Below are 26408 nucleotides of genomic sequence, written 5' to 3'. Positions count from 1 at the left end.
TTGATACAAATTATTCGAAAGGTCTCACATTCACAACATCTTCACAGATCACACGGTCTGTGAAACTATCGAATATCTTGACAGTGACAGTGCCCCCATCTTTGAAACCGTAATTGTTGGAAGTATCGGAATAGCCATCTACACTTACATGAACAGTGGAAGCATCTGTACCATTTATGCTGTCATCCCCATCCAACACCAGAACCTCCCCTGCCGACCACAAGCCATCATCGATACAGGGATTATTGCTAATATATGTAAAGAACGAACCCTCCGGCGTAAGGTCAAAATATTTTACAGTGACATGACCGTAGGCCATGAAACCACCATCTCCGACCTTACCAACATAGCTGCTACCCTCACCACTGAGAACCACAAAGGTAGAATCCAGATCAAGAGGATCTCCACCCTTGTGCTCAAGGCTCACAACATTATCTTTGTACCCACTCCCATAACCCACAGCATCGTTCACTTCGATCATCGCCACAGGAGTGGACGAAGAGAGAATAGAACCGGTACTTACAACAATTGTTGCCACTGCGCCTGCAAGGAGAACTGTCAAGATTACCAACAGAACTGCTCCAATTACAGGTGTTACTGCATTATTATTTTTTATGATCGCTACCACTTGATCCACCAAATAGCAAACATCTTTAATATATTAAACGGTTTCGTCAAAAAATAATATTAAAATAATAATTTGTTTGCAGACACCTTATTTGAATGAACTATTATATGGAGACTGTTTTCACATAACCCAAACAGTGAAACATAGCAGAGAACAAATATAAATTACAGAGAGAAGCGCAATTGTTCAAAAAATAGAAACTTTTTTGGATAATCGATACCTTTTTATCTAACTTATTTAATGGGTATATTGCAAATTTTGCACTCATATAATTAGATCCAAATTTAATAGGAGAAATGAATAATGGTAGCAGTAATTAAAAGAGACGAATGTGTAGGATGCGGAACATGTGTAGACGATTGCCCATCTGAAGCAATCAAAATGGACGGAGAGAACATAGCTGTCGTGAACGCTGACGAATGTATTGACTGTGGTGCATGTGTGGACAGCTGTCCAACAGACGCTATCTCAATGGAATAAGCTTACTTATTCCATACTATTTTTATTTTTCATATTGAGCCTTTCCTTCGACACAGCATAAAGACCTAGCTATGCTTCGATCTTCCACAGAGTGCCAATAGGTTTAAACCATTGACAACATTATGATGAAAGATCACCATGCTAATCGTATTATCAGTAGGCGGGTCCATACTCGCAAAAGATCTTGAACCCAAGCATTTTTCCGCATATGCTTCAGCATTGAAAGAACTGGCAAATAAACATCAGATCGTGGTAGTGACTGGTGGCGGTGTTGCTGCAAGGAACTATATTGATGTTGCCCGAGGTGTCGGAGCCAATGAAGTGGTATGTGATTTCATTGGAATTGACATCACGCGCTTGAATGCACAACTTCTTATCGCTGCACTTGGAAGCACTGCATATCCAGAACCACCTACCACATATAAGGAAGCAGAATCTGCCCTTGCATCAGGGAAGATCGTTGTGATGGGAGGAGTGATACCCGGTCAGACCACTGATGCTGTATCAGCCATCCTTGCAGAATACCTGAACGCAGATATGATGGTAATTGCAACATCTGTTGACGGAGTCTATTCAAGTGACCCCAGAGAAGACCCTGATGCTAAGAAATTTGATGTGATGACTGCAAAGGAACTTGTCGGCATTGTGATCTCAACAGAGATGAAAGCAGGATCTAAATCTCCGGTAGACCCTCTTGCCTCAAAGATCATCGAACGCTGTAATATCGACACCATCATCATGGATGGAACCGACCCCCAAGACGTTCTTGAGGTCGTGCTCCAGGAAGCTGTCAAAACCGAAAAAGCAACAGGCGTTCGTCTGGGAACACGCATAATTGGATAAAAGGAGACATACACTCTTTTTATCTTAAATACATTTTATAGAAGATACAAGATCAAAAGTTTTGGTCCACAAATACATCAACGTTTGTGTTCTGTTTTGGCATTTTTTTGGAAATATATATATATAATAGAATGATACACTTTATATTATATATATGCCTAATTAATATAAAATCATAATTACAACAGTCCGTGAAAAAAATGGCGGGATTAAATAATACTCTGAAGAAGCTCACCAACGGAATTCTTCGAAAAAAAGGTAGCAGCGAAATTGAAGGGTCACCTTTTGGAGCACAGGCGTCTCCATTTGATGCATCTGGATCCCCTTTTGCAGCAAGCCCTCCTAATTTTGGTGATGCAAATAATTCTCCTGGTGGAACACCATCGGGACCATCCTCAGCTCCGCCTTTCGGACCTCCGGGTATGAACGCGAACGGATCAGCATCACAAGCTCCGGCAGTCGATGACAAGCGTGTAGATGAGAACGCGGACAAAATAAAGGCACTCGAGAGCAAACTGTCAAAGATAGATGTGGCTATCTCATCTGTACAGAGAGAGAACCAGGATGTCAAGACAACTGTTGAGAAAATAGACCAGAGTGTGCTTGAACTATTATCATTGTACGAAATAGTTTCAAATCAGGTCAATCCATTCGTAGGTGATGAACAGAATAGCAATGCCAATATCGAGCGATTTGACAAAACTGAAAAGAGGGTATCGGAAGTAGCTGATTTTACCCTGATGCTCAAAAACGAGATAGAGGCCCTTCACCAAAGCATGAAAATGCCTGGAATTTCTGTTGAGACAGAAACCAAGATGACGGACATCGAAACGAAGGTGGATGTCTTTGCGGACGCGCTTATAGCATTACAGGAAAATATCAATGAGATCTCAGTGAACCTCAAGGACTTTTCAGAAAGCTCCCACCAGATGGAAGCGAACATCGTTGATATGGCGCAGACAACAACCATGTTTTCAGAAAGGATCGAAGAGCTTGAGAAAATTGACCTTTCTGAACTGGAAAGTAAACTGGAAAAAGCATTTCTCGAAAGAGCACAGCAATCCTCAAACCCCAATCGATCTCAAAATGCCGGATATGATAACTGGAACAATGGAAATGAGGGGAACTCTGAAAAGATCCCCCTGGTCCGCTTGGAATCCATCAAAAAGAATCCCATGAGCGTAGTTATCCTGCTAAACTGGATAGAGTTCCTGATGGAACGGGTCGGCAGAAATAACCTAATGGACGCTCTTGATTATTACGTTGATATCGAATGGATAAGTGAAGAAGTCCGATTCGAGATAATGGCCTATGCCAGAGGAATTGATTATTATGTGGAAAAACCCACATGGAGACTTTTACCGGAAGACCACACAAAATCACTTCTTTTCATCGAACGGCTTTGTGGGCGTAAGATAGACAGGACCATGCTCAGCATGACCGACAGAGAAATGGCAAAGGTGAAACACGGATTGGAGGAACTTTATGGGATTTGAGACTACGATTGTCATCTCCATATTCTTCATATCCGCCCTTGTTCTTGGAACACACTCCTATGCTGTGATGAGCACTTCAAATGATATTGTTACTGATGCTGAAGACGTGAAATATAATATGCAATATCAGAAGCTTAACAGCGCAATTGAGATCGATTCAATGATATTGGACAATACGAGCTCAACTTTGAATTTAAACATCACCAACAATGGAAATATTGTACTTGATTCTGATGAAATGAGCATACTCTTAGATGGAAGAGTGATCAGCCACACATATACCCCTAACACTGTAAAATGGTATCCAGGTGAAACCAAGATATTTTCAGTAACAGATGACTCTGGAGACACATACAAAAGAGTGAAAGTTGTAACAGATATTGGTATAATTGCATATGGAACTGGTCATCCGGACATATCTGCAAGTTAAAGATAAGTCATCTGATTTTTTACCCCCATCCTTAAGGTGTATAAATGGCATTCACAAAAAAGTTACATATTTGCACTTTTGCTGATGATAGAAGAGCAGAGACTGCAATTACCCACATGATATTTTTCATAACTGCGATACTCATAGCCATGACAGTTGTAGCGATAATGACATCCAATGTTCAATCCCTCACCAGTTCAAGTGCATCAAGCAGTAAGGTGCTGTCCGAACAACTAAAAACGGATATTACTATCATAAGTGATCCTGAACTTATACCTTATGACACCACCACAAAGGAATACACTTTCTATGCCAAGAACACAGGAAGGACAGAACTCGATACTGAGTATATGGATATCCTCATCGATGGACTATATGTATATTCCGATGACCTCGAGATTTCATTGTTCGACCAAGATGTGCTTTGGCGACCAGGGTATTTGCTGATGATCAATGTCACGGTCACTGAACCATTAAGTAATGGAGACCACAGATTGCTTATAGCCGCAGAGAACGGTAAGTCAGATTCAATGGATTTCAGGATATAAGGGAGGGAAAAATGTCAACAGTTTATTCTTTTGAGATCCAGAGTGATGAATTAAACGACAAACTTGGAGGAGGATTCCCCAAAGGTTCCCTCGTAGTTATCGAAGGTGGCAGTGGTGGTGGAAAAAGTACCATATGCCAGCGTATAACATACGGTCTGATAGAAAAAGATACGAGTGTCACATTCGTCTCGACCCAACTAACAACAAAGGGATACATCAACCAGATGTATTCACTTAATTACCCCATAGCATCACATCTTTTGAAAGGTAGACTACTCTACATTCCGGTCATGCCATTGGTACAGTCTGCAAAATCAAGAATTGATTTCATTGAAAGGCTGATGGGTGCAAAAGAGCTTTTCGAAAAGGATGTTATCGTAATAGACACGATATCCTCACTGATAAAGTACAGCGCAAATACTGAAAAAAGCCTGGAACTCATCTCATTTTTCAAAAAGCTCAACGGAATGGGAAAGGTCATTATACTGACAATAGAACCAAGTGAGCTTGGAGAGGATCTCGCATCCATGTTCCGATCTTCCTGTGATATCTACATGACATTACACTCGAAAGCATTGGGTGCTGAAGTAAAACGTAAGGTAGTTGTGAATAAGTTCACTGGTGCAAAAGGACCTGTTGGGCAGATGATAGGCTTTAGGATAGAACCAAAGGTCGGGCTTGTAGTGGAAATTGCATCTGTAGGCTGAGGCCATGAGTAGAGGTGTTTTAAGTGGAACCTGAGTATCAGAAAGCATTACAAAGAAACCCACATTTGGGGACATATATAAAAGATTTTGTAAACAGAACAGGACATCAACCGGAATTTGTTGCTGGTCTCTCAAAGGAACTGCAGGACGAAGAATATGTCAACGTAATTTTTCCCGTTGGAGACCCGGTCTTTATTCATATTTATGGAACTCCGGAAATGGGAGAGATAGGATACTATTCCATTGAGCCCTTACTTAACGATCTTGAAAAAAAGAAGTATGATGCAATAATGGACCTGATCCTTGAAAGATCGGCAAACGAACCGGTCCCTAAGGACGAGGAAGAACTTAAAGAACTTATTGTCAAACTTTTGAATAGTGCGATCAATGTTGGTGCAGGTGGTCAGATCGATGGAGAAAAAGTGAGCATCATCGAAAAAATACTGCCAAAAATAAAAACCATACCTGTAACACAGCAGGAACTCAACAATCTCCAGTACCACATCGAAAGGAACATTATCGGATCCGGTCCACTTGAACCGATAATCAGAGATCCATATCTTGAAGATATTCATAGCATTGGAATAGTCGGTATTTTTATCGTACATAAGATATTTGGAATGATGAAGACAGACCTTTCCTTCGGAGACGAGGCAGGCCTTGACCAATGGCTCAGGAGCATGAGTGAAAGGATAGGAAGACCTGTCAGTGATGCAAAACCAATTGCTGATGGTGCACTGCCGGATGGATCCCGTATCAATATCATTTACAGTCTTGATGTCAGTAAGCGTGGTAGTAGTTTTACCATGCGTAAGTTCAGTGAAGTTCCTGTAAGTATCATAGAACTTATCATGTGGGGAGCACTCAGTTCTGAAATGGCCGCTTACATGTGGATGTGTCTTGAGAATGGAATGAGCATATTCTTTAGTGGTGAGACTGCTAGTGGAAAGACCACCATGCTGAATGCTTGTCTTCCTTTCGTCAACCCTACTTCCAAGATATTCACAGCAGAAGATACAGCTGAGGTCCAGCCCCCTCACCCAGTATGGCAGCAGTTGATAACACGTGAGGATGGGCCACCCGAATCGAGAGTTGACACTTTCGCTCTTCTAAAAGCGGCTCTAAGGTCCAGACCGAACTATATTATCGTAGGTGAAATTCGTGGTGCAGAAGGAGCAGTGGCTTTCCAGGGTATGCAGACAGGTCACCCTGTATTGGCTACCTTCCACGCATCTGCAGTAACAAAGATGATACAGCGTCTAACAGGTGACCCCATAAATGTTCCTGTCACCTTCATCGATAACCTCAATGTTGCGATGATATTGTCCGCTGTATATCGTAAAGGAAAATTCCTCAGACGATGTCTCGCAGTTGAAGAAATAGAAGGATACTACGAAGATGCTGGCGGTGTGGTCACAAGAGCTGTATTCCAGTGGGATCCGGAAACCGATTCCCATACTTTCAGAGGATTGAACAACAGTTTCATTCTTGAGAACAAGATAGCTACACAGCTTGGATATGAAGATAAAAGGGATATTTACAAGGATCTGATGTTAAGGGCAAGGATACTTGATGAAATGAAAGAGAGAGGCATCAAGGATTATTACGATGTACTCGAGATCATCGTGAACTTCTATAAACATGGTATTGATGGATTGCCATTTGCAGTATGAGGCATATAAATGGATTATCTAAAGGCATTCAATGCAATGGAAATGAACCCTAGGGACTATGCAAGGAAAATTGCAGTTCCAGTAGTAGCTTTTGGATTTATATTCTCAATTGTAATTTATGTATTGTTGCCTGGTCTTTTCACAGGGAACACTATGATGCTTCCGGCACTTCTCCCTGTGATCTGTATAATTTTTGTGTTCTATTACCCATTCTCCATACTTGGAGGGAAAGCCTCCGAAATAGACAACAATATGCACTATTACATTACACATATGGGTGTAATCTCAACCGCGGACACACCAAGACTTGATATAATCAAGATAGTTTCCCAGAATGAGAGTTATGGGTTCCTTGCAAAGGAAAGTGAGAAGATATATGATCTGGTCACGGTATGGAACATGAGCTTGGCTGATGCATGCCGTTTTGGATCGAAAAGAACACCATCTGTCCTTTATGAGGACTTCCTTGACAGATTTGCACACGGACTTCAGTCAGGAGAAGATATACAATCATTCCTTAAAGCCGAACAGAACGTTGTAATGAATGAATACGAAGCAATGTATAACAGTGCCCTCTACGCTGTAGAAGTTATCAAAGAACTGTTCATATCACTTATCATGGCGCTGATATTCCTTGCCTCCTTTGCAATAATCATGCCGGTCATAACCGGAATGGATGTAATAATGCTCATGTCAGTAGTTGTTGTCGTTTTCATTGGTACTGATATGGTAATGATAGCATTTACAAGATCAAAGGTGCCAAATGATCCTATCTGGCAACAAACAAAGATATTGACAAAATCAAAGATCAGACTATATCAGTCAATTCCAATATCAATTGCAGGATGTATCGTTGCAGCTATTGCAGTCATCTTATATGGAAAGCTCGACCTGCCTATCGCTGTTGCCGTGGTACTAACACCTCTTTTCTATATGGGCCATGTTGCATCAGATATAGAAAAGGATATCAAAAGGAAAGACGAGAACTATCCTTCCCTTATACGTTCTCTCGGAAGTTCCGCAGGTGCAAGAGGCGGACTCATAGATGAGGCACTCAAAGCCCTGCGAATACATGATTTTGGTCCCCTTACCAAAGATGTGAATGCATTGTACAAAAGATTGAATACCCGCGTGGATAAGAAAAAATCATGGAACTTCTTTGCAGCTAATACAGGAAGTAATCTTATACAACGTTTCAGTGGCATGTTCGTTGAAGCAACTAACCTCGGCGGAAAACCGGAGGTCATCGGAGAGATGATAGCCAACAACTTTCACCGTATTGTGAGTCTGAGAAAAAAGAGATACCAATCTGCATCGAGCCTCGTAGGAGTGCTTTACGGACTTACAGGTGGCATAGGATTCACACTTTATATTTCGATCGGTGTGGTCGATCTAATGCAGGACATGTTCTCAACGGTCTCCATTCCCGAGGGCATGAGCATGGGCATGGTCATAAACCCTGACATCGGTAGCATAGAGGTGCTCTCTGCAATGATATTGCTCATCATGGTCGCACACTCATTAATGTCAGCCCTCCTCCTACGCTTCGTTGATGGTGGGCACATCCTAAGGGCATCAAAGGACTTTGTGATAATGGTCTGGGTATCAGCATTCAGTGCAGTCATCACAGTTTCAGGAGTTGCAACCTTGTTAGGAACTTCCTGAGAGGATCTTTCAAAAGATATGAACCCCTTGGAATAAGGGGTTACAATTCTATTTTTCAGAGATTGTTCCGAATGTGATCAGCCATCAATTTACCTACATCGGAAGTACTGGAGCTGCCACCAAGGTCAGGGGTAGTAATGTTTTCCTTTATGCTGAATTCCACTGCACTCTCTACCAGAGCCGCTTCCCTTTCGTAGCCCATCCATTCAAGCATCATTTTCATACTAAGGATAGCTGCAATTGGATTTGCGATCCCTTTTCCTGCAATATCCGGAGCACTGCCATGTACCGGTTCAAAAAAAGCATATTTGTCGCCGATATTCGCACTTGGCACAAGCCCAAGGCTACCAACAAGAGCTGCCGACATGTCACTGAGTATATCACCAAAAAGATTCGTGGTCACCACCACATCATACCTTTCCGGATATGACATCAGACTATATGCCATGGCATCCACAAGCATATCCCTGTACTCCACTCCCTCAGAGGCAGCGACCTCCCGGCAAACCCCAAGGAAAAGGGTATCGGATTTCAAAACGTTGGACTTGTGTACGATGGTGATCTCATTCTTTCTATCTTTTGCCAGCTTACATGCGCTTCTTGCAATGCGCTCGGACCCTTTACGGGATACGACACGCTTTGTATATGCAACGTCATCGTGTATCTCTTCAATGGAAGAATACATCCCTTCGGTGTTCTCCCTCACGATCACAAGATCAAAGTCATTCTTTCCTGTCACTCCGACCAGCCCGGGAAGCGGTTTTATCGGGCGAATGTTGGCATACATGTCAAGTTCTTTGCGAATGGTAAGAAGAACACTTTTGTAATTAGGATCAGTAGGAGTGGTGATCGCACCGAATAGCACACAATCACAGCTTTTCAGTATTTCGAGATCCTTCTCATCAATGGCGACACCGCATTTTTCCCATTTACCATATCCAAGTTCAAGCGGGACCTTCTCAATGGGAAGGTCAAGCGCATCAAGAACCTCTACTGCCGCAGGAATAACTTCTTTCCCGATACCATCGCCTTCAACTATCGCAACCCTCATTATTTTAACCATAACATCATGCCTTTTTCTTTGCAATATCAAGTGCCAGGTCCCTGACAGCCTCTGAGACGAAATACTCCGAAGCACCCCAGTGGACCACTACCCCTTCCACACCATTGATGGTGACCCTGCCTGACTTTTCTGAACGGCAACATCGGGTTATGAAAGGCTTTGTCGGTTTGAAAATATCGGACTTGAAAGGACAGATGTTCACCATTGAATAGCTGATATCAGGAAAACGCGTCTCGAAAAGTTTTTTAGAGATCTCACAGCCAACAAGCAATGCCCCATCTTCCATTACAGTATCGCAGTCAAGGAACTTGCCCTTCAGACCGGAACACGAACAAGGGAACACAGTGTTCTCACCCTCGAACTGTGAAAGGTCAATGACATTCTCAGTAAAACGAACTCCAAGGTCCCCGAAAATGCCACTCGTTTCGAGCCGTCTTATAACATGGGAAAGCCACGAAGGGACCGGAGGTATAACATCGACTATTTCGATCTCCACGATCTCAGATAATGACGGAGAGTGGACAAAGGTCACGTGGTTATCAACGCCTGTAAAGATCACAGTGGTCACATCGCCTTTGCACAATTCCACTGCTGTGTCTATAAGAAGGGTCCTGTCCTTTATGTTCAGTTGAGGTCCATATTTTATGACCTGTCCCTTCGAAGCGATAAGCTCAATGCTCTCAATTTCACGCAGAAGGTCAGTTCCTTTCTTGTTCACATGATAAACGGAATATTCGATCTCGGACTCACTTAGTTGATCTTCAACGACCATGTAGTCCGAAAGGAAATAGATAATGTCCTCGTGCACTTCATCAGGAGAGATCCCGGTCACACCTACACACTTATACTCATCAGGAAATATCATAATATCATTTATTGTTCCTTTTTTTGCAACGCTTTCCTGTGCTCAACAAGGCCGCCATCGGTCAGGATCTCAAGAAGGAAATCAGGAAGTTTGTTGCCTTTGAAAACTTTACCGTTAACGGTCACCAAGCCTTCATGCAGATCGACCTCAACAGTATCACCTTCATTGCACTCAATATCAGCCTCCATGAGAGGAAGGCCTACATTGATAGCATTACGGAAGAAGATACGCCCAAAGAACTTCGCGATAACACAAGAAACGCCCCCATATTTTAAAGCAAGAGCTGCCTGTTCCCTTGAAGAACCGCAACCAAAATTGCTTCCACCAACGACCACATCGCCTTTGTGGACCTTCTTCGAAAAATCAGGATCTATGCCCTCCATCGCATGGTCAGCGAAAACCTGCATATCAGTTGTCCTGAGATACTTACCAGGGATAATGACATCAGTATCGACATCATCGCCAAATACCCAAGCTTTTCCTTTGATCTTACTTTCCAATGTTGTCACCTGAAGAGTAGGTTTTACACAATGATATTAGTAAGTAGCGGAAAAAAAGAAAAAAGAATGGAAATGTTATCAGATGTTGATCATATATCTGGAATGGTCTTCAGATAGTCCCTTACCTTAGGCCCGAAGTCCTCATTGCATAATGCAAAGTCAATGACCGCCTGAACATACCCGAACTTGTCCCCGGTATCATATCGCTTCCCTGCAAACTTGTAAGCATAGACCTTCTGCATATCATTGAGCATGCGTATACCATCTGTTAGCTGGATCTCCCCACCAGCGCCCACTCCAGCATCTTTGATACAATCGAATATCTCCGGAGTGAACACATACCTGCCTATGGCACCAATGTTCGAGGGTGCTTCTTCAATGGAAGGCTTTTCCACAATGTCTTCGAGAATACTCAATGAACCTTCCAGTGGTTTACCCTTAATAATACCATAACTGCTTACCTTCTCCCGTGGAACTTCTTCAACTGCAATGGTAGAGCACCTGTATTTTTTAAAGACCTCGATGAGCTGCCGGATGCAAGGGGTATGGTTGACAATGATATCATCACCAAGAAGAACTGCGAAAGGATCCCCACTAATGTGTTTCCTGGCGGTCATGATAGCATCCCCTAGCCCTCTTGGCTCTTTCTGCCTGATGTAGTGAATGTCCACCATAGAAGAGATATCCTCCACCATTTTCAGAAGATCATCCTTATGTTGCTCCTTAAGGTGCATCTCCAGCTCAGGGGAACCATCAAAATAATCCTCAATAGAACGTTTGCTCCTCCCCGTAACAAAGATAATATCATTAATACCAGATGCAATAGCCTCCTCCACAACATAGTGAATCACCGGTTTGTCAATTATTGGAAGCATTTCTTTAGGCATGGACTTTGTCACCGGCAAGAACCGGGTCCCAAGACCTGCAACAGGAATTACAGCTTTTTTTATATCCATCAAATTCCCTCCTGGGACTCCTTGCATAAGCTGGGAGGGGATGGAGTGGTTATCTTATTTTTGTTCATGTTATCACTTCTTGTATATTCAAGTTAACTATCCTTTTAAGCTATCCGTGCATATATATGTACATGGATAGAACCATTAAACTTAAGCTAGAGATGCCGGATGAAGGCAAAGAAAATCTCAGGCAGACAGTTGTACTTTTCAACCAAGTTTTCAACGAGGTTGCTAAGTATGGGTTTGAGAATCATACTTATTCCAAAGTTTCTATCCACCATGCTACTTATTATGACATTCGTGAACGGTACCCTGAACTCAATTCCTCTCATGTTCAGGGTGCTCGTGATGTTGCATGTGAAGCTCTTAAGGGTGTCAAACTTAAGAGACTTCCACAGAGTTTCCCTTTCTCTGCAATCAGATACAACAAGAATACAATCCGTATTGTTTTCGAACATGGATATGCTTCTGTTTCGTCAGTTAATGGCAGAGTCAAGGTTTGCTTTACAATTCCCAAATACTATGAACAGTATCTTGGATTGGAGGTTCGAAGTTCTACTCTGAATTATGACAGCAGAAATGATTTGTTCTATCTGCATGTTACACTTCGAACAGAATCTCCTAAACCATCCGGTAATACTGTTCTTGGTATTGATCGTGGAATTGTCAATGTCGCAGTTTGTTCTAATAATGTCTTTTTCAATGACAGCAAGGTCAAGAATGCAAGAGCTAAATATGCATATCTGAGGAAGGAACTCCAATCCAAAGGCACCAAGTCTGCTAAAAGTCTTCTTAAGAAGATTCGCAGAAAGGAAAGACGGTTTGTGACGGATGTTAACCATTGTATTGCCAAAGATATTGTCAATATGCCCTTTGATGTGATCGCTCTTGAAGATCTTACAAGTATCAGAGTCCAGAAACGTAAAGGCAAGAACTTTAACAGGAAACTCAACAATTGGAGTTTCTACCAGCTTGAACAGTTTATCCGCTACAAAGCGGAAGCTCTGGGCAAGCGGGTTATCTCGGTCGATCCCAGATTTCCCAGTCAGAAGTGTTCCAAATGTGGACACACTTACAAAGGGAATCGGGATGGTAGTTCTTACCGTTGTCGTAATTGTGGATTTCAGATACATGCTGACCTCAATGCTGCTCGTAACATAGCTCAAGCAGGCATATCCTGCCTGAGTAGGCTGTCTGTCAATCAGCCGAATGTAGGGATGAGTGCTGTACAAGATACGGCGCAGTGATTTACTTACAAGCTCCTTTCGTTAGATGAGAGCAGTTGACTTAAACATCCCTTATAATGATCATAACATTGGACCTTATCGACCTTACATAGACCTTCGTTGTCAAATCATGATGGTTGGCCCAGCAAAGCAATAAAGATGCATTGCTGGAAGATGCACAAAACCTGTGCATCAGACCTCTATCACATTTCCATCCAGTACGTCCCTTTCACTTACATCCACTTCTTCCACAACACTACCATAGGTTACCTTGTAAGGTCCAACCGGCATGGTATCGAACTGGGTCTCCCCTTCAATTGGTCCCTGTGTGGAATATGGCACTGTAAATGAGTAAGTTCCATCCGAGACAGTTGACTGTGAATATACGAAGGTTCTGCCAATGTTGGTCTGTATAGTTGTGGAGATTACAACTTCCTCACCTTCAGGTGCTTCACCAACGATCTGTGCACCCTCAACATACTCGAAGATCTTGACATATCCGGTATCTTCCAAAGCGAGATCTCCTTCAAAGAGTGCATTGTAAATGTTCTTGTAACCGGTCTCTGCAGAGTTGCCAACAGGGGATTCGTAAACCATACGATATTGTTCAAGGCCCCTCGCATCAAAGATATGTAGCCGTGATTCCATGGAATTGAAATACCTTGGCCCCGGTACTGTCTGTGTACCCATATCTGTCTGTACAGGAATGTAATAATCGTTGGTATCAAGGGTCCATGCAGCCATTGCATAGAACTTACCGGTAGCCATCTCCACATCAGAGACGATGTATCTTGCACCGGCCTTCTCCGGATCAGGATGTATTGCCTCAAGAACTGCTGTGGCTTCTTCTTCAGACTGTGCTGTGAAGAATGTGGATGCACCCGGGCGGTTCTCTTCCTCCATGCTGTTCCTGCGGCCTCCGACTCCCTGCTGGAACGGATTGGCATTTGGGATACGGTGACCGATCACTTCTATCCAGTGCCCGTAGTCCCACCAGGACATCACACCGTATGCAGCATCAGGATACTGGTAGCTCTCACCTTTTGCAGGCACTTCATAGCTCTCGTAATAATCCAAGCCAGGGTCGGGTGTGTTAGAGTTCAGCCACATTGTAGTTTCGATCCAGTAGCCATTGGGACCACCTGTATACTGGGACTGTTGCATTGACATATTGTAACTTGGATACATGAAGACAAGTATTATCACCAGAACTGAAAGTATATGCCAGATCTTGATGTTCTTGATGTCGAACTTATTCTTTGATCTTATATCCTCGAGCAGGCCTTTCCAGCCTGCAAGCTCCAGAACCTTGATACCGACATAAGCAGACAAGATCGCAGCGTTCACTGAATAATAGTATGCAAAACGGTTCTGCTGTAGCATGGCCCATATGATCATGAAGGTCCAGACCAACAGGAACGTTCTTTCGGGAGAGTTGTTCTTCTTGAATGTTTCATAACCGAGAAAGACTATTGCTAAGAGTGATATGTATCCAAGGGTTGTGAAATTGCCCCAGAATGGAGCGAAGGAGAACTGACCACCCATGGAGAGGAGAGGGGATGCTTCGGCTATGGTGAGACCACCGCCTGTTCGTGTGAAGTAACTGAAAACACTTGTCACCAGTGAATATGCAGAAGGAGACACCTGTTTTGAAATTATGATCCCGCCTACAAAAAGAACTGCAGCTAAACCGGGATAATAATATTTGTTGAGTTTTTTCCGGCTCATAGCTATCGACATTCCAGTAAGGACAGGGAATGCAACGATACCCGCAAGCAACCCTTTAATGTGTAGTGCTTTTGTGCCTCCCAGATGTGGTGTCAATAGAACAATAATAAGCGCGACAGCAAATATGACCATTCCACTGATAGCCAGATAATCGGTAGATCGACCATTCAGATGATCCATTACATGCTGAACCGCTATGTAAACACCTATAATAAAACTGAAGAAAAGTGCCCCTTTCCATGCCAGTGAGTAGGCACCCAGTGCAATACCTGATAGTACAAGATATGGGAGAGCTGGTTTCAAATTCTTAAACTTTGAATTTTTCAAATCATCAAAAGAGAGCCCAGAATCATTTGCCTTCTTTATTGCGATTATGAGAAACATTGCTGCAACCGTACTCAACAGAGTTTCAGCAATGTGGTGATCATTGAATCCCAAAATCGACCTGGAGAGAAATTGACCGGATGATATTGCAACGAGCAGTGATGCTAATAGTCCAGTCTCACGGTTGAACAACCATTTGGCAACAAAATATGTTGGAACTACCACCAATGCCCCTAAGAATGCAGGGTAGTACGCGGAAACTGTATAAATTAAGTCCTGACTTGGGTTTCCACCTCCAAGTATCCAGATAATGGTTCCGAGTACAAGGTCAAATAACGGTGCAAATACCTGATCAGTACCATTTGGATACTGGGTATATGCATCAAACCACAGCATATTCGGGAAATTATTCACAATTGATTCGACATTCCTGAGATGGTACCATGGATCATTACCCCCGAATCGAACAAAGCCGTTAGAGAGAAACACACTTGCTTTAGGGATAGTTCTTATGTACAGTGCTATTAGGAAAGCTAGGATTACGCCTGCAAGATATGGAAGAATATGTATAATGTTGTCTTTGCCTTCATTGGTCATGGGGTCCACTCATTATTGTTATTAATATTCGGATTATAATATTGTATTGTGTCATATAATTTAAGCGTTTTGAATTTAATATGTTTTAAGATTGAAATAACTATGCCTAATTTAATTTTCAATCATTTTCGCATGATACTCTCAGAATCATTTTTTTAAATTAACCAAATATGGGCTCTGTAGAAAACCTATGAAAATCAACACCTATGGACTGGAACTGGGATTGTATTCCAACATCATATAACATATTCCATAATCTTTTAAATTGGATTAGTGTCCGAATAGCGAGAATATATACAGAGCCCAAATATGGAATGATGTAAAAATAAGTATCTTTAATTTATCTTTTGGAAGTGTTTTTCATAAACATAGCCTATGGGCTTTGCTAACTTATTTGTGATATCTATCAAGTACAAACCAAGTTTATTCAAAATTGTTAAATCTTGCCAAATTTGACTATCTTTTTTGAACGTAAACAGATTCCACGAACTTTTATGTGACCTGGACATTGAGGTTGTAATGCCTCGATTCATCTTTGTATAAAGTTCAGGATTATAGTACGACAGCTGATAGAATCCTCTGCCTATACGGAACGACTTTTTGAGAAGTTGCTTATATGAGGTTCTTGCTGGATGGTTCATAACTATATCTAGATCATAATCCAATTTATACCCAGAATCGAAAGCCCTGTTTCCAAATTCGTAATCCCCGCTTGAAATCAAATTTGGATTGAATAAACCCACTTTATCAAAAACTGTTGCTCTGACAACCAAACAACAAGTAGGTGCAAAATGACGATTATTTATGTATTCTACGATTGGGAAACCAGATAATTTGTTATATAATGCAGACAGAGAGTTGCTTTCCGAATAAATATCAACCCCACAGGCAAGATAATCGGTTTGATATTTTTTTAACGATGTATCTATCCTTGTGAGCCAATCCATCTCCACAGACATGTCAGAATCGATAAAAGCAATTATATCTCCTTTAGCAGCCGTTATACCTTTGTTACGTGCTGCATAAGAACTTTGGATAGAATCCTCAATAACAATCTTTATTAATTCTGGATATTCTTGGAGAAACTCTCTTGCAACATCCAACGTTTTATCCGTAGACCCATTATCAGCTACAATTATCTCAAAATAATCTTGAGGATAATCCTGGTTTACTAATGATTTTAATGTATCCTTAAGACCTTTAGGGTCATTATATACAGGCGTGATAACGGATATAAATGGAATTCTTGAATCTTGTTCAAAACTGTTGGCCATATTCTCAATTACCATTTTTGATATAATAAATTGCATTTGAACTATTTGTAAAACCTGATTGATTATTTTACCCAACCAATTCCACATCATCAATTTCGGTTGTTTTTAACAAATTTATTGGCAAGCGAGTTAATTCATATATTCTTGCGGTATGTGTTGATGGGTCTTCGTTATTTCTGTCCATAGAATATGTTTTTTTATTGTAACACCTACTGAATTGCTCATTTACCCAAAATTCAATGGTTTTAATCAATTTATTTTTGCCCATATCTTTTAAAGTGAACAATGAATAAGGCACTTCAAAGCCAGGAGGATTGTAAGGATATCCATATATATTTTGATCTAATGCTTTTATGTACTCGTCTTTGGACATATAATCAATAGCTCTTTTAAATGGTTCAGAATTCCAGAATTTATGTGAAGGAATTTGACTTTCCAAAAGAGCAAAAGCATGCATATTGAAAGAATGATAACCAATTGATTTATATAATTGTTTTTGAATTCGTTTTTCTTTTGTTTGTCCCATTAATGGGATAAATTTTAACAAATTTGTGTATCTTATTTTTTGAAGAGTATTCAATAATTCCTTATCCAATTTGTTATGATACTTTAGATCACTCAATAATGTATTTTCTCTTAATTTCTCGATGTGGTGATGAATAAGGCCATTGTCATGTACTGTTAAATTTTGTGGTAAGCAGCTCATGAATCTTTTTATTCTGGAATTAATTTCTGAGTTTTTATTACCATTAATAAGTGAGCCACATGCAGCAAACCATAACTGATGGTTGAAAGTTTCGTCCATTGTCAGAATTTGACCATTGATCTCAAGTCGATTCCAGAGACCGCACTCATAATTGAATGGATGCTGTAGAAACACCTCTTCTGCAAGTGAAGCATATTTACTATCACCTAGGATTTTTGTAGCCTCTGCCAGCGCTTCAATTGTCCAGGCCTGACCTACCACACCATTGCATTTATCCTTCCCTTTGCTGTTCCGATGATAAAAGGAATAACCTTTAGGTCTTGCATTTTTTGAATATAAGTATTCAGCTATTTCGGATACTTTTTGTATATACCTGTCTTCTCCAGTTAATTCATAGCATTTAGCAAAGGTTATGAGCCAGTGCCCTGAATTGCGTACTGGTGTTTCCAGATCATGATAAGGACCATTGTGGCCTCCAGGGAACGAACCATCCTTATTCTGAAGTTCAAATGCTTTTTCAGAGATGTGTATCAATATCTCGCTTAGCATCATTTTATTTTCCCTTCTTAAGATTGCTCAAAGATATTGCCAAAATCCCGAATCCGGTTGCCACATTGCACAGAAACGCAACACACCAGACCCTAAGTAGTTTTTTATTCATTCCCTTGTTCCCTCTTTCATTGATCAAGTTTTTTATATCTGCAATTTTTGGGAACAGAGATTTTAATAGGGATTTTTTATCAGAATCCCTGTCCTCTGAATTCAGGGCTTTCATTTTACCCTTGCCAACTCGATATTGCTTTTTAAGCAATTCTTTCAATTTCCTTGTAGGATGTTTAACAACGGCTTCCGGTGCATAGACAAGTTTGTAGCCTGCTCTGGTTGCCCTTGCAGTCCATTGAACATCCCCTCCAGAAGTTACGTTGTCCGGGAACATGCCAATTTCATCAAACAAAGATGATCTTACAAACAGGTTTGCAGTTTTAGCTACCTTCCTGTCCCTGATGTTATGTTCCACCTGCATATTAGTCATAGAATCATACATCTCAGCAGCTGTTTCTTTTTCTGAAAAATAGAACTCAACCTTCCCCCCTACAAGATCAGCACCATCCGAAAATAGTTTTATACCCTCATTCAACCACTTCGATGAAGCAATACAATCAGAATCAATAAAAACTAAAAGATAACCATTTGCATATTTTATGCCCTTATTTCGAGCAGCATAAGAACTTTGAATCTCATTTTCATCCAGACGTTTAACGGGATATTTTTTTATGATTTCACTTGTGTTATCTGTAGATTTGTTATCAACTATGATAATTTCCAGTAGGTCTTGCGGATACTCCAGATTCATGAGGGAATCAAGTAGTTTATCTACCTCCTTCTCTGCATTGTAAACAGGAGCAATAATAGATACTGATGGAAGTTCTGTGTTGCTAGTGGACATTTGTACTCACAATATATAATTATAGTTAATAACCTAATATTTTTTGCTTATAATCTTCATCAACAAACTTTTCAATCCATCTCTTTGCAAAACTAATTTTTGATGAATATTTGATGAACGCATCAAATATCAGATGCTTCATATGATTTGCATCAATTATGAATATAGATGAAATGACTCTCTTTATACTTTCCTATATATGCTCGATTGGATTTAGGTCTGGGGAATATGGTGGAAGATAAATCAGTTCGATCTTATTTTTCACTGCATACTCAATCGTATCTTTTGCCCTTGATATCTTTCAGAAACTCACACACATCTTCTTTTTTTGAATGTTCTTTGAAATCAATAACAGAATTTCCATTTATGGAATAGAATCCAAATGCATTTACTTTTATTCTTGTTGTATTCTTGGATATCTTTGGTTTATTGAATGACCAGAGTCTTTGAGTATTTGCTGTGGTTTGAGGTGAAGATTCATCAAGAAAGCCCATGATAATATTTTCATCGATTAGAGGTATCTTTTTTTAAAGTGTCTTCTGCATTGACAGGTTTTCTGTAATCATGAGGATAAGGTTTTGCAAATTTCATGCCAAATTTCTTCAAAATTCCATGAATCTGCATCAGACTATATTCGACAACAAATTCTTTGAGTATAAGATATTTGATCTCTTTTGTTATCCAATCATCTCTTTCCTTAAGAATCTCTTTGAGTTGAACTTTCTGTTCATCTGAAAGCTTTGATGGTCTTCCCCCACTATACTTTGGAATCAATCCATCATAACCATCTTCTCTGCCAGATATGACCAACATTTCTCGATACGCCTACCCTTTCAGATGAAACTTTTACACTGTTGCCTTCATAGCGATACTTGACAGAGTACAGCCTTTTAAGAACTCTTGCATTTTTCTCAGTCTTTATTTAATCTAAAAGTTCATCATCGTTGATAGGCTTTTGAATAGGTATTTGTTCAAGTTTTGTCATAAAAGAATATTGTAGATGATGTACCATAAATTATGTGATTGGCTATAATATATTTGTTAGACAGACAAAACATATTTATGTTTATGGAACGTAATTATATTTAGACTCTAAATATGTTTTTTTAATAAGATATAGATGGATATAATTGTGGCTCTGTAGAAATCTGAGTTTATAATTAATTTTACATAAAATTTTAAAAATAATCTCCTTAGTAGTATGTATCACAGAAAACACGAAGTTGATGAATATGTTTTTACTAACGAATGTTTAAAGCTTCTTGATATAGTACTATTTTTATAAAGTAACTCACATCTTCAGATCCATGGTTGCAAGTATTCCAAAAAAAGAAACACGCCATCATATGTTGATATTGGTTTTATTGAAAGAGTAACTGAATGAAGATTATAGAGATATTTTTATAATTGTCGAAGTAATGAATAAACTTAAATTAAGAATCAAAATTAAACAGATTCCAAACTTCACCTCACTTCACAAATTAGTTACAAGACTTAACTCGATTTATTTCGTAGATTGCTACAGTAAAAATTGAAATTCGGCTCTGTAGAAATCCTCATTTGAATAATAAAAATTATCCTGGCATACCTATCAAGGTTATGCACTAATACCTTGATAATTATGTAAGGGTTATTTTTAGTATCAAACTAGGAATTTTACAAAGCTATATTTTATTTAATAATTAGATCCATGTATCTCAGCTATTTTATCCTTTTATTATTTTTTTTAATAAACTGATTTTTAATGGATTAATCGGAAAGCTCTGAAGAGATTACTTTTTTTATTAACTTTTCTGTTTTATCTAGTATTGCCTTTTCATTAAATGCCAACTTTATAATTTGTCTATTTTTTTCAATATCTTCTTCTGATAAATGTAAATCTAATAATTTAGGATTATTATATAACTCATCTAAAGAAAACACAACTGCACCCTTTCCTTTATAAAATGTATAAAATGGGTTCAGCGTATTCAAAAAAACTTTGGCTCCCATGTACAACATAGCTGTAATATTGCCTCCGCCTTGCTGCCTATGATGATTCATTATCACATTAGAGCAAGAACTTATTATACTAATATAATTATCATATGGAATGAATTTATCTACAGCTAAAAAACGATTGCCAAAATAAATACTGGCAGCATTTTTTATAATGTGTGCATACTCAGAATTACCATAACTCAACGGACAGATTATTTTTTTCCCTTTTAAATTTTGAGTTCTTAGAAAATCAAACACTTCCAAATGATTATTTGTAGGTGTAGCGCTATTGCCTACAAGTATATCATTATTATTTAGTTTACAATGCTTTATTTTTCCTTCAATCATCCTCACTGTGCTACCATAGTTCCAGTCTACATAATTTGGAAAATTAAAGGCAAATTTAGAAGCAACCATTTCGTATTCATTTTCTAGAACAGGTGCAAAAAAGTTTATTTTCTCAACAATTGATTTTTTTTCTAATTGTTTATGCAATATATTATTTGCAATCTGTTTTAAAATGCCATCGTTTGATTTTTTTTTGATGTGTAGATTTTTAACAATATCTCTAGTTCGTTTTTGATATAGGCACTCCGGATTTTCATATATAAGATCATAGTAATCATAACCCATCCCAATCCACACAAATTTTAAACACGGGTTGGCATGTGCTACAATTTCTTGATTAAATACACTAAGTGAGTGAAGAACAATAATATCATATTTATTTAATGATTTCATAAAAAATGGATTTTTGAATGAAATAGGGTTGATAAATTCAACAGGTGTTTTCTCAATGTATTTCAAATTTTTAGTCATTGAAGGTACAAAAAATGTATTACATGAAGGCGCGACGGACTCAAAATTTAGATAAGCAGTATCCGTAAATTTATCATCTGGGACAAAGTGAAGAATTTTTATATTCTCAATCATATTACATCACATTTTAGTATTATTTAATAAACCGAAACCTACATTCGTATAGATATATTCTCTGTGGATCACTTTATTATCAGAGGATATTTACTCCTTATTCTCTGATAATATCGACTGTTATGTCTGTTGATTCATCATCACGTATGATAATTCCAACAGAAAATTGGTTTATTCTAGTATGAAAACATTCACTAGCATCTCTTATAGCTATGACTGTATGTGAATACTAAAAGTGCTTGTGTTTCATCCATGATTATGACCCGTTTTAAGATATTGTTCTTTTATTATCTGCAACATTAGTAATTGTGCCGGCATTTTTAATAAGTGGTTGATTAGCACATAGAATACAGTTCCTGCTAACCCAATAACTAAAAGATAAGCAAAGTTTCCAATTGGTAATACCGAGCCTGTGACATACATAAAAACTCCCATTGTAATAGATAATAAAAGTGTGGGTATGAAGTCTTTTAACTGTTCTGATACAGAGTAGTCAATCATTTTTACTGAAAAATAGCTGTTGGGAATATAAGCCAATACTGAGCTAACAATCTGTCCCACTAGAATCCCAAAAATACCAAACTGTACACTAATTAATATAATTATCACAATCATGAGTTTTTTAATAATTTCTAAATACAAGAAGAGATCAGATCTACCTTTAACTTTGAGAATATTCAAGTTGATTGCATGCAGGGGGTATAACAAACCCGCTATACACAAAAGCTGTAAATAAGGTACTGCAGGCAGCCAATCATCCTTTAACATAACACTGAATAGAGGCTCGGCTAGCACTACAAGAGCTATCATACAAGGAAAAACAATGTAGGTAACAACCTGAATGATTTTACGATAAAATTCCTTAAGAGCTTTGTTGTCATCCTGTATTGTTGATAGTGCCGGATAGGTAACCTTTTGGATTGCATTTGTTAATTGTGTCACAACAACTTGTTGAAGTTTCTGGGCGAAGAAATAATAACCCACCAGTGTTGCTAAAAAGAGTTTGCCAATAACTATGATATAAATATTTTGGAAAACGGTATTTATTAGGCTAGATAGAAAAAGTTTTGACCCAAAACCAAACATCTCATTAAGTGATTCTACACTGAAATCTTTACTGGGCCTCCATTTATTAACAATCCAGTAAAGTGCTGTAGCAGCAAAAGATGACATTAGCATCTGAGCTACCAGACTCCAGATCCCAAATCCCATTACTGCCATTGATATTGCTACAACACCGGAAAAGATTGCTGAAGGCATAGTAACTTTGAATTGGATTTTAAAGTTCAAATTTCGGGTTAGGTCTGCTACTTGAACCATTTGGAAAGAATTGATAATCACTACCAAGCCCACTACACGAACTAACATTACCAACCTTGGTTCATTGTAAAAACTTGCTATTAGGGATGCAGAAGCGAAAAGAAGTAAGTAAGCCAAAAGCCCCAACACTAAATTTGCATAGAAAGCCGTGGAATAATCTGTTTGATCAACCTCTTTTTTACGAATGAGGGCCTGACTAAACCCAGAATCCATCAAGGAGTTGGCAATAGCAAAGAAGACTGCGGTCATGGCCATAAGACCAAAATCTGCCGGCAGTAGGAACCACGCTAATATGATTGTAGTGATTGTCTGAATCCCAACTCGAAGTAGTTGTTCAAAGAAAGTCCAGATTACTCCGGTAATTGTTTTGTGGCGGAGGTTATTGCTAGAATTCATAGTTGTTCGCATGTTTGAAAGCTGACTCAATTATTTTTAAAAATAACAATTTATAAACTAATCTCATTATAATTGATTCAGTAGTGTAACTAGTGAAAAATTATTATTTTTGATTAACATCGTCATATATTCTTAACCATTATGATATTATTATGGTTAACAGATTCAATTTTAAATAAATTTTTGATATAAAATTTTATTGCTTTAGTATTGTTTTTATTTACTTCAAGTTTCATAAAGTTCATTCCTTTTTTCCTTGAATACTCAATTGAAAAATCAATCAATTTCTGAGAGATTCCAGTACTTTGATATTCAGGCATAATCGAAATCGAGCTAATGAAAGCTATTTTTTTCGAATAATCATTTGCATAGACTGCCAAAAAACCGATAGTTTTTCCATTATTTTGGATGAAAAAACAGTCAGCGTTTTGAACAAGTTTATCTGAATATTTATTTATATCAACTACTTGATCCAAAGGTGGAATAAAGGAATCACACATAGCATTCAAATAGCTTTTTATTGCCATTAAACTCGATTCTCTATTAATATTTTGACACATTTTAATGATGATTTAGGTAGCATTCTTCAATTACGAATAATATCATACATGCCAAGCATCTTTTTAATATCGTTCTTTGAATTGAACATCATAACATCTATGATTGAGAGGTTCGGTACAAATTCATTTCCAAACTGGTCATATTCACCAGTTTCTGATTTTATAAATTTAAGTTCAATTCCTTTGGCTTCAAATGTTTCTTTATCATAAAGTTCCAAGCCTCCAATTGCATTTATATAGGAGGTAGCCGATAGATGTCTGCAAATCTCTAGAACTCTTTCTTGGCCTTTTAATAAGTGGTCCATTTCAACTTGTGATGAAATGATAATTTCAGTATGTATTTCAAGATATTCGGAAATTGTTTTTATTGAGTTCCAAATGAATGTAAAAAGGTTTTTTTCATCACATCTGATACATTTTTCAATAGATGGCATTGCTTCGTTAAAATATGGCGCTTTCCGATATCCATCTCTCATTTTTCGTATAAATTTATCTGCATCTGTGTCAAAATATTTATCAGAAATTAATCTTTCACGAATGTCTAAATAATCTGAACCAGATTTAAGAGGAATTGTAAACAAGAAATCTTTACCATTTTGAAGGATGCGATTACGACGTATCCAGCTTTTCTTGGTAAACTGAATATTGTCATAAACTACAAACTTATCAACCGCATTAATAAGTTGCCAGTAACCAATATAAGGCAAAAAATATGGCTGCATAATGGCAATATTTACTGTTTTACCCATTTAAAAAAGCCCCTTCAACATTTCAAAATTGTTCTTAGACATCTGTTTCACTTTTGAAATGTGTTGATTAAGATGGTTTTTGTATGATTCTTTATTGTCCCAACACTTCTTAATTTTTAGTTTCAAGTCATTTTCATTAGATGGGTCTGCCACATATTCTCGAGCACCAGCTACTGTCGCAAAGCCTATCAACTTATGCGCTTTCGGTTCATGTCCGTAATCAATAATGACAGTTGGAACTGATTGTGAAAGACCTGCAACTGCACCATGAACACGACCACTAACCAACATATCAAATGAACCCACAATTGCTTTGGTTTGCCAAGTATCGTACACACCATTAAGTGTAAAGAAATCTTTAGCAATACCTCGCTCTTCGATGACTTTTTGAAGCTGCTTAATAATTGGATAATCACGACCATGCCTTAATACAAAAGGTGCTGGTGGAATATCAAAACCATTTGAATGGGACATTAGGCAAACTTGAACCCCCAGTATATCAGTCATATATTCCACTGCTTCAGCGAATTTAACATAATCCTGATCATCTCTTGGACACTTATCAAATGGACCAGTTTCAAAATTCCAACCACACAAAATAAAGCCAATAATTGGTTTTTTTCTGTCGGTTTTTGCTAATCCTTCGCTTTCTAGAAGTTGTTCAACTTCTGGACCAATGGCTGGTTCGAATAAAAATGCAGGGCATGCTAGACTTTGTGTCTTGCTAAGATCAAAACCATCTTTATTTAAGAGTTCTGTACTAATTGGTTCACGATTCGTTACAAGATCAAATTGCTGGTATACTTTTTTGGCAAGTAACTTGTTCTCATCATCAGAAAATGGGCCTGGTGAACCCGCAAGCATAACAGTCTTCTTACCGAGGTTCATAGATACTTGATCTTTTATCAAGCCAATTTTAAAACGATCTTGTCCAAGAAAATTTGCATTATCACCCCATATATCACCACTAAAATCAATGACTAAGTCAGCCCACATCACAGCTTCAATGTACGGCGTAGTGCTATCAAGCTTTCCTGTTGATTTATATAACTCAGATATGACCAATTCTTGTTCTACTGAAGCCAACTCATTTTCTTTCCAGCCATAGTACAATTCCATCGGCAACACCTCTACCCGCTCAGCATCACAGAAACGTTGTGACATTTGCATCGTTGTCCGTATTGTACTACCAGAAAATGCTGCATGTAGCTCACGCATAAAAGGCTCTATTATATAGTAGTTGCCTATGTTTCCAAACTCCATTCTCCCCCAATGCAAGGTGCATTGACCCATTACTAATATATTCATATTTTG

The 26408-nt window shown here is 38.7% G+C and carries 23 protein-coding genes and 1 pseudogene; 9 read left to right on the top strand and 15 right to left on the bottom strand.

The window, feature by feature from the left end; translation table 11 throughout:
* Positions 1-10: 10 nt before the first annotated feature.
* On the bottom strand, positions 11-628 hold the full coding sequence (locus PBV53_RS04550; protein ID WP_270095996.1) for a type IV pilin N-terminal domain-containing protein: 618 nt from the start codon (positions 626-628) through the stop codon (positions 11-13).
* Positions 629-931: 303 nt separating this feature from the next.
* Here PBV53_RS04550 and PBV53_RS04545 point away from each other — a divergent pair, with 303 nt between their 5' ends.
* The 8 genes from PBV53_RS04545 (at position 932) to arlJ (ending at position 8470) form a co-directional block, all read left to right on the top strand.
* Positions 932-1108, top strand: a complete 177-nt coding sequence (locus PBV53_RS04545; RefSeq protein WP_270095995.1) for a 4Fe-4S binding protein — start codon at positions 932-934, stop codon at positions 1106-1108.
* 138 nt (positions 1109-1246) lie between these two features.
* Complete coding sequence (gene pyrH / locus PBV53_RS04540; RefSeq protein ID WP_270095994.1) at positions 1247-1951, top strand: UMP kinase; 705 nt, start codon at positions 1247-1249, stop codon at positions 1949-1951.
* A 200-nt stretch (positions 1952-2151) separates the two neighbouring features.
* Positions 2152-3447, top strand: a complete 1296-nt coding sequence (locus tag PBV53_RS04535; protein ID WP_270095993.1) for a FlaD/FlaE family flagellar protein — start codon at positions 2152-2154, stop codon at positions 3445-3447.
* Positions 3437-3877 carry an archaellum stator protein ArlF gene (gene arlF, locus PBV53_RS04530; protein WP_270095992.1) on the top strand — a complete coding sequence of 147 codons (441 nt, stop codon included), beginning with the start codon at positions 3437-3439 and terminating at the stop codon, positions 3875-3877. The genes PBV53_RS04535 and arlF overlap by 11 nt, the downstream gene beginning before the upstream one ends.
* A gap of 44 nt (positions 3878-3921) precedes the next feature.
* On the top strand, positions 3922-4425 hold the full coding sequence (gene arlG / locus PBV53_RS04525) for an archaellum stator protein ArlG (protein WP_270095991.1): 504 nt from the start codon (positions 3922-3924) through the stop codon (positions 4423-4425).
* A gap of 11 nt (positions 4426-4436) precedes the next feature.
* Positions 4437-5132, top strand: a complete 696-nt coding sequence (gene arlH, locus PBV53_RS04520; RefSeq protein WP_270095990.1) for an archaellum protein ArlH — start codon at positions 4437-4439, stop codon at positions 5130-5132.
* A gap of 65 nt (positions 5133-5197) precedes the next feature.
* Positions 5198-6805 (top strand): archaellum flagellar ATPase motor FlaI, encoded by a 1608-nt coding sequence (gene flaI / locus PBV53_RS04515; protein ID WP_270095989.1) that lies wholly within the window; start codon positions 5198-5200, stop codon positions 6803-6805.
* Positions 6806-6814: 9 nt separating this feature from the next.
* The gene (gene arlJ / locus PBV53_RS04510) at positions 6815-8470 is read left to right on the top strand and encodes an archaellar assembly protein ArlJ/FlaJ (protein WP_270095988.1); all 1656 of its coding nucleotides are present in this window, start codon (positions 6815-6817) and stop codon (positions 8468-8470) included.
* Positions 8471-8525: 55 nt separating this feature from the next.
* Here the strand turns inward: arlJ and PBV53_RS04505 are convergent, their stop codons facing one another.
* The 4 genes from PBV53_RS04505 to galU all read right to left on the bottom strand — a co-directional run bounded on the left by PBV53_RS04505 (position 8526) and on the right by galU (position 11854).
* Entirely contained in the window at positions 8526-9521 is a 996-nt protein-coding gene (locus PBV53_RS04505) for an isocitrate/isopropylmalate family dehydrogenase (RefSeq protein ID WP_270096655.1), read from the bottom strand.
* A gap of 16 nt (positions 9522-9537) precedes the next feature.
* Entirely contained in the window at positions 9538-10398 is an 861-nt protein-coding gene (locus PBV53_RS04500) for a DUF7714 family protein (protein ID WP_270095987.1), read from the bottom strand.
* Between the two features lie 8 nt (positions 10399-10406).
* Complete coding sequence (locus PBV53_RS04495) at positions 10407-10898, bottom strand: LeuD/DmdB family oxidoreductase small subunit (protein WP_270095986.1); 492 nt, start codon at positions 10896-10898, stop codon at positions 10407-10409.
* 89 nt (positions 10899-10987) lie between these two features.
* A complete protein-coding gene (gene galU, locus PBV53_RS04490) occupies positions 10988-11854 on the bottom strand; it encodes a UTP--glucose-1-phosphate uridylyltransferase GalU (protein ID WP_270095985.1) in 867 nt (288 codons plus the stop codon).
* 131 nt (positions 11855-11985) lie between these two features.
* On the opposite strand from galU, the gene PBV53_RS04485 reads away from it, so the two are divergent.
* The gene (locus PBV53_RS04485; RefSeq protein ID WP_270095984.1) at positions 11986-13101 is read left to right on the top strand and encodes an RNA-guided endonuclease InsQ/TnpB family protein; all 1116 of its coding nucleotides are present in this window, start codon (positions 11986-11988) and stop codon (positions 13099-13101) included.
* Between the two features lie 171 nt (positions 13102-13272).
* Here PBV53_RS04485 and PBV53_RS04480 read toward each other — a convergent pair whose 3' ends face one another.
* The 10 genes and pseudogenes from PBV53_RS04480 to PBV53_RS04435 form a co-directional block, all read right to left on the bottom strand.
* Complete coding sequence (locus PBV53_RS04480; protein ID WP_270095983.1) at positions 13273-15729, bottom strand: oligosaccharyl transferase, archaeosortase A system-associated; 2457 nt, start codon at positions 15727-15729, stop codon at positions 13273-13275.
* 335 nt (positions 15730-16064) lie between these two features.
* Positions 16065-17078 (bottom strand): glycosyltransferase family 2 protein, encoded by a 1014-nt coding sequence (locus tag PBV53_RS04475; protein ID WP_270095982.1) that lies wholly within the window; start codon positions 17076-17078, stop codon positions 16065-16067.
* A complete protein-coding gene (locus PBV53_RS04470) occupies positions 17071-18261 on the bottom strand; it encodes an AGE family epimerase/isomerase (protein WP_270095981.1) in 1191 nt (396 codons plus the stop codon). Before PBV53_RS04470 ends, PBV53_RS04475 begins: the two co-directional genes overlap by 8 nt.
* Before the next feature lies 1 nt (position 18262).
* The gene (locus PBV53_RS04465; RefSeq protein ID WP_270095980.1) at positions 18263-19156 is read right to left on the bottom strand and encodes a glycosyltransferase family 2 protein; all 894 of its coding nucleotides are present in this window, start codon (positions 19154-19156) and stop codon (positions 18263-18265) included.
* Positions 19157-19181: 25 nt separating this feature from the next.
* A pseudogene (locus tag PBV53_RS04460) lies at positions 19182-20141 on the bottom strand (IS630 family transposase).
* A gap of 764 nt (positions 20142-20905) precedes the next feature.
* Positions 20906-22069 (bottom strand): TDP-N-acetylfucosamine:lipid II N-acetylfucosaminyltransferase family protein, encoded by a 1164-nt coding sequence (locus tag PBV53_RS04455; protein WP_270095979.1) that lies wholly within the window; start codon positions 22067-22069, stop codon positions 20906-20908.
* Between the two features lie 246 nt (positions 22070-22315).
* Complete coding sequence (locus tag PBV53_RS04450) at positions 22316-23797, bottom strand: lipopolysaccharide biosynthesis protein (RefSeq protein WP_270095978.1); 1482 nt, start codon at positions 23795-23797, stop codon at positions 22316-22318.
* Between the two features lie 110 nt (positions 23798-23907).
* On the bottom strand, positions 23908-24312 hold the full coding sequence (locus PBV53_RS04445) for a GNAT family N-acetyltransferase (protein ID WP_270095977.1): 405 nt from the start codon (positions 24310-24312) through the stop codon (positions 23908-23910).
* A 59-nt stretch (positions 24313-24371) separates the two neighbouring features.
* Positions 24372-25094 carry a WbqC family protein gene (locus PBV53_RS04440; RefSeq protein ID WP_270095976.1) on the bottom strand — a complete coding sequence of 241 codons (723 nt, stop codon included), beginning with the start codon at positions 25092-25094 and terminating at the stop codon, positions 24372-24374.
* Complete coding sequence (locus PBV53_RS04435; RefSeq protein ID WP_270095975.1) at positions 25095-26402, bottom strand: polysaccharide pyruvyl transferase family protein; 1308 nt, start codon at positions 26400-26402, stop codon at positions 25095-25097. It abuts the gene before it with no gap.
* Positions 26403-26408 lie beyond the last annotated feature (6 nt).

This window comes from Methanococcoides alaskense (genome assembly GCF_027594145.1).
GTDB lineage: Archaea > Halobacteriota > Methanosarcinia > Methanosarcinales > Methanosarcinaceae > Methanococcoides > Methanococcoides alaskense.
This window is presented reverse-complemented; position numbering and strand designations above follow the sequence as displayed.

What these genes read in the sequence shown, in the direction of transcription:
- PBV53_RS04545 (WP_270095995.1), top strand. Translation starts at nt 932, where the DNA reads ATGGTAGCAGTAATTAAAAGAGACGAATGTGTAGGATGCGGAACATGT.
- arlF (WP_270095992.1), top strand. Translation starts at nt 3,437, where the DNA reads ATGGGATTTGAGACTACGATTGTCATCTCCATATTCTTCATATCCGCC.
- PBV53_RS04505 (WP_270096655.1), bottom strand. Translation starts at nt 9,521, where the DNA reads ATGAGGGTTGCGATAGTTGAAGGCGATGGTATCGGGAAAGAAGTTATT.
- arlG (WP_270095991.1), top strand. Translation starts at nt 3,922, where the DNA reads ATGGCATTCACAAAAAAGTTACATATTTGCACTTTTGCTGATGATAGA.
- PBV53_RS04485 (WP_270095984.1), top strand. Translation starts at nt 11,986, where the DNA reads ATGGATAGAACCATTAAACTTAAGCTAGAGATGCCGGATGAAGGCAAA.
- PBV53_RS04450 (WP_270095978.1), bottom strand. Translation starts at nt 23,797, where the DNA reads ATGCGAACAACTATGAATTCTAGCAATAACCTCCGCCACAAAACAATT.
- pyrH (WP_270095994.1), top strand. Translation starts at nt 1,247, where the DNA reads ATGCTAATCGTATTATCAGTAGGCGGGTCCATACTCGCAAAAGATCTT.
- arlH (WP_270095990.1), top strand. Translation starts at nt 4,437, where the DNA reads ATGTCAACAGTTTATTCTTTTGAGATCCAGAGTGATGAATTAAACGAC.
- PBV53_RS04480 (WP_270095983.1), bottom strand. Translation starts at nt 15,729, where the DNA reads ATGACCAATGAAGGCAAAGACAACATTATACATATTCTTCCATATCTT.
- galU (WP_270095985.1), bottom strand. Translation starts at nt 11,854, where the DNA reads ATGGATATAAAAAAAGCTGTAATTCCTGTTGCAGGTCTTGGGACCCGG.
- PBV53_RS04465 (WP_270095980.1), bottom strand. Translation starts at nt 19,156, where the DNA reads ATGTCCACTAGCAACACAGAACTTCCATCAGTATCTATTATTGCTCCT.
- PBV53_RS04535 (WP_270095993.1), top strand. Translation starts at nt 2,152, where the DNA reads ATGGCGGGATTAAATAATACTCTGAAGAAGCTCACCAACGGAATTCTT.
- PBV53_RS04455 (WP_270095979.1), bottom strand. Translation starts at nt 22,069, where the DNA reads ATGATTGAGAATATAAAAATTCTTCACTTTGTCCCAGATGATAAATTT.
- PBV53_RS04470 (WP_270095981.1), bottom strand. Translation starts at nt 18,261, where the DNA reads ATGATGCTAAGCGAGATATTGATACACATCTCTGAAAAAGCATTTGAA.
- PBV53_RS04440 (WP_270095976.1), bottom strand. Translation starts at nt 25,094, where the DNA reads ATGGGTAAAACAGTAAATATTGCCATTATGCAGCCATATTTTTTGCCT.
- arlJ (WP_270095988.1), top strand. Translation starts at nt 6,815, where the DNA reads ATGGATTATCTAAAGGCATTCAATGCAATGGAAATGAACCCTAGGGAC.
- PBV53_RS04435 (WP_270095975.1), bottom strand. Translation starts at nt 26,402, where the DNA reads ATGAATATATTAGTAATGGGTCAATGCACCTTGCATTGGGGGAGAATG.
- PBV53_RS04445 (WP_270095977.1), bottom strand. Translation starts at nt 24,312, where the DNA reads ATGGCAATAAAAAGCTATTTGAATGCTATGTGTGATTCCTTTATTCCA.
- PBV53_RS04500 (WP_270095987.1), bottom strand. Translation starts at nt 10,398, where the DNA reads ATGATATTTCCTGATGAGTATAAGTGTGTAGGTGTGACCGGGATCTCT.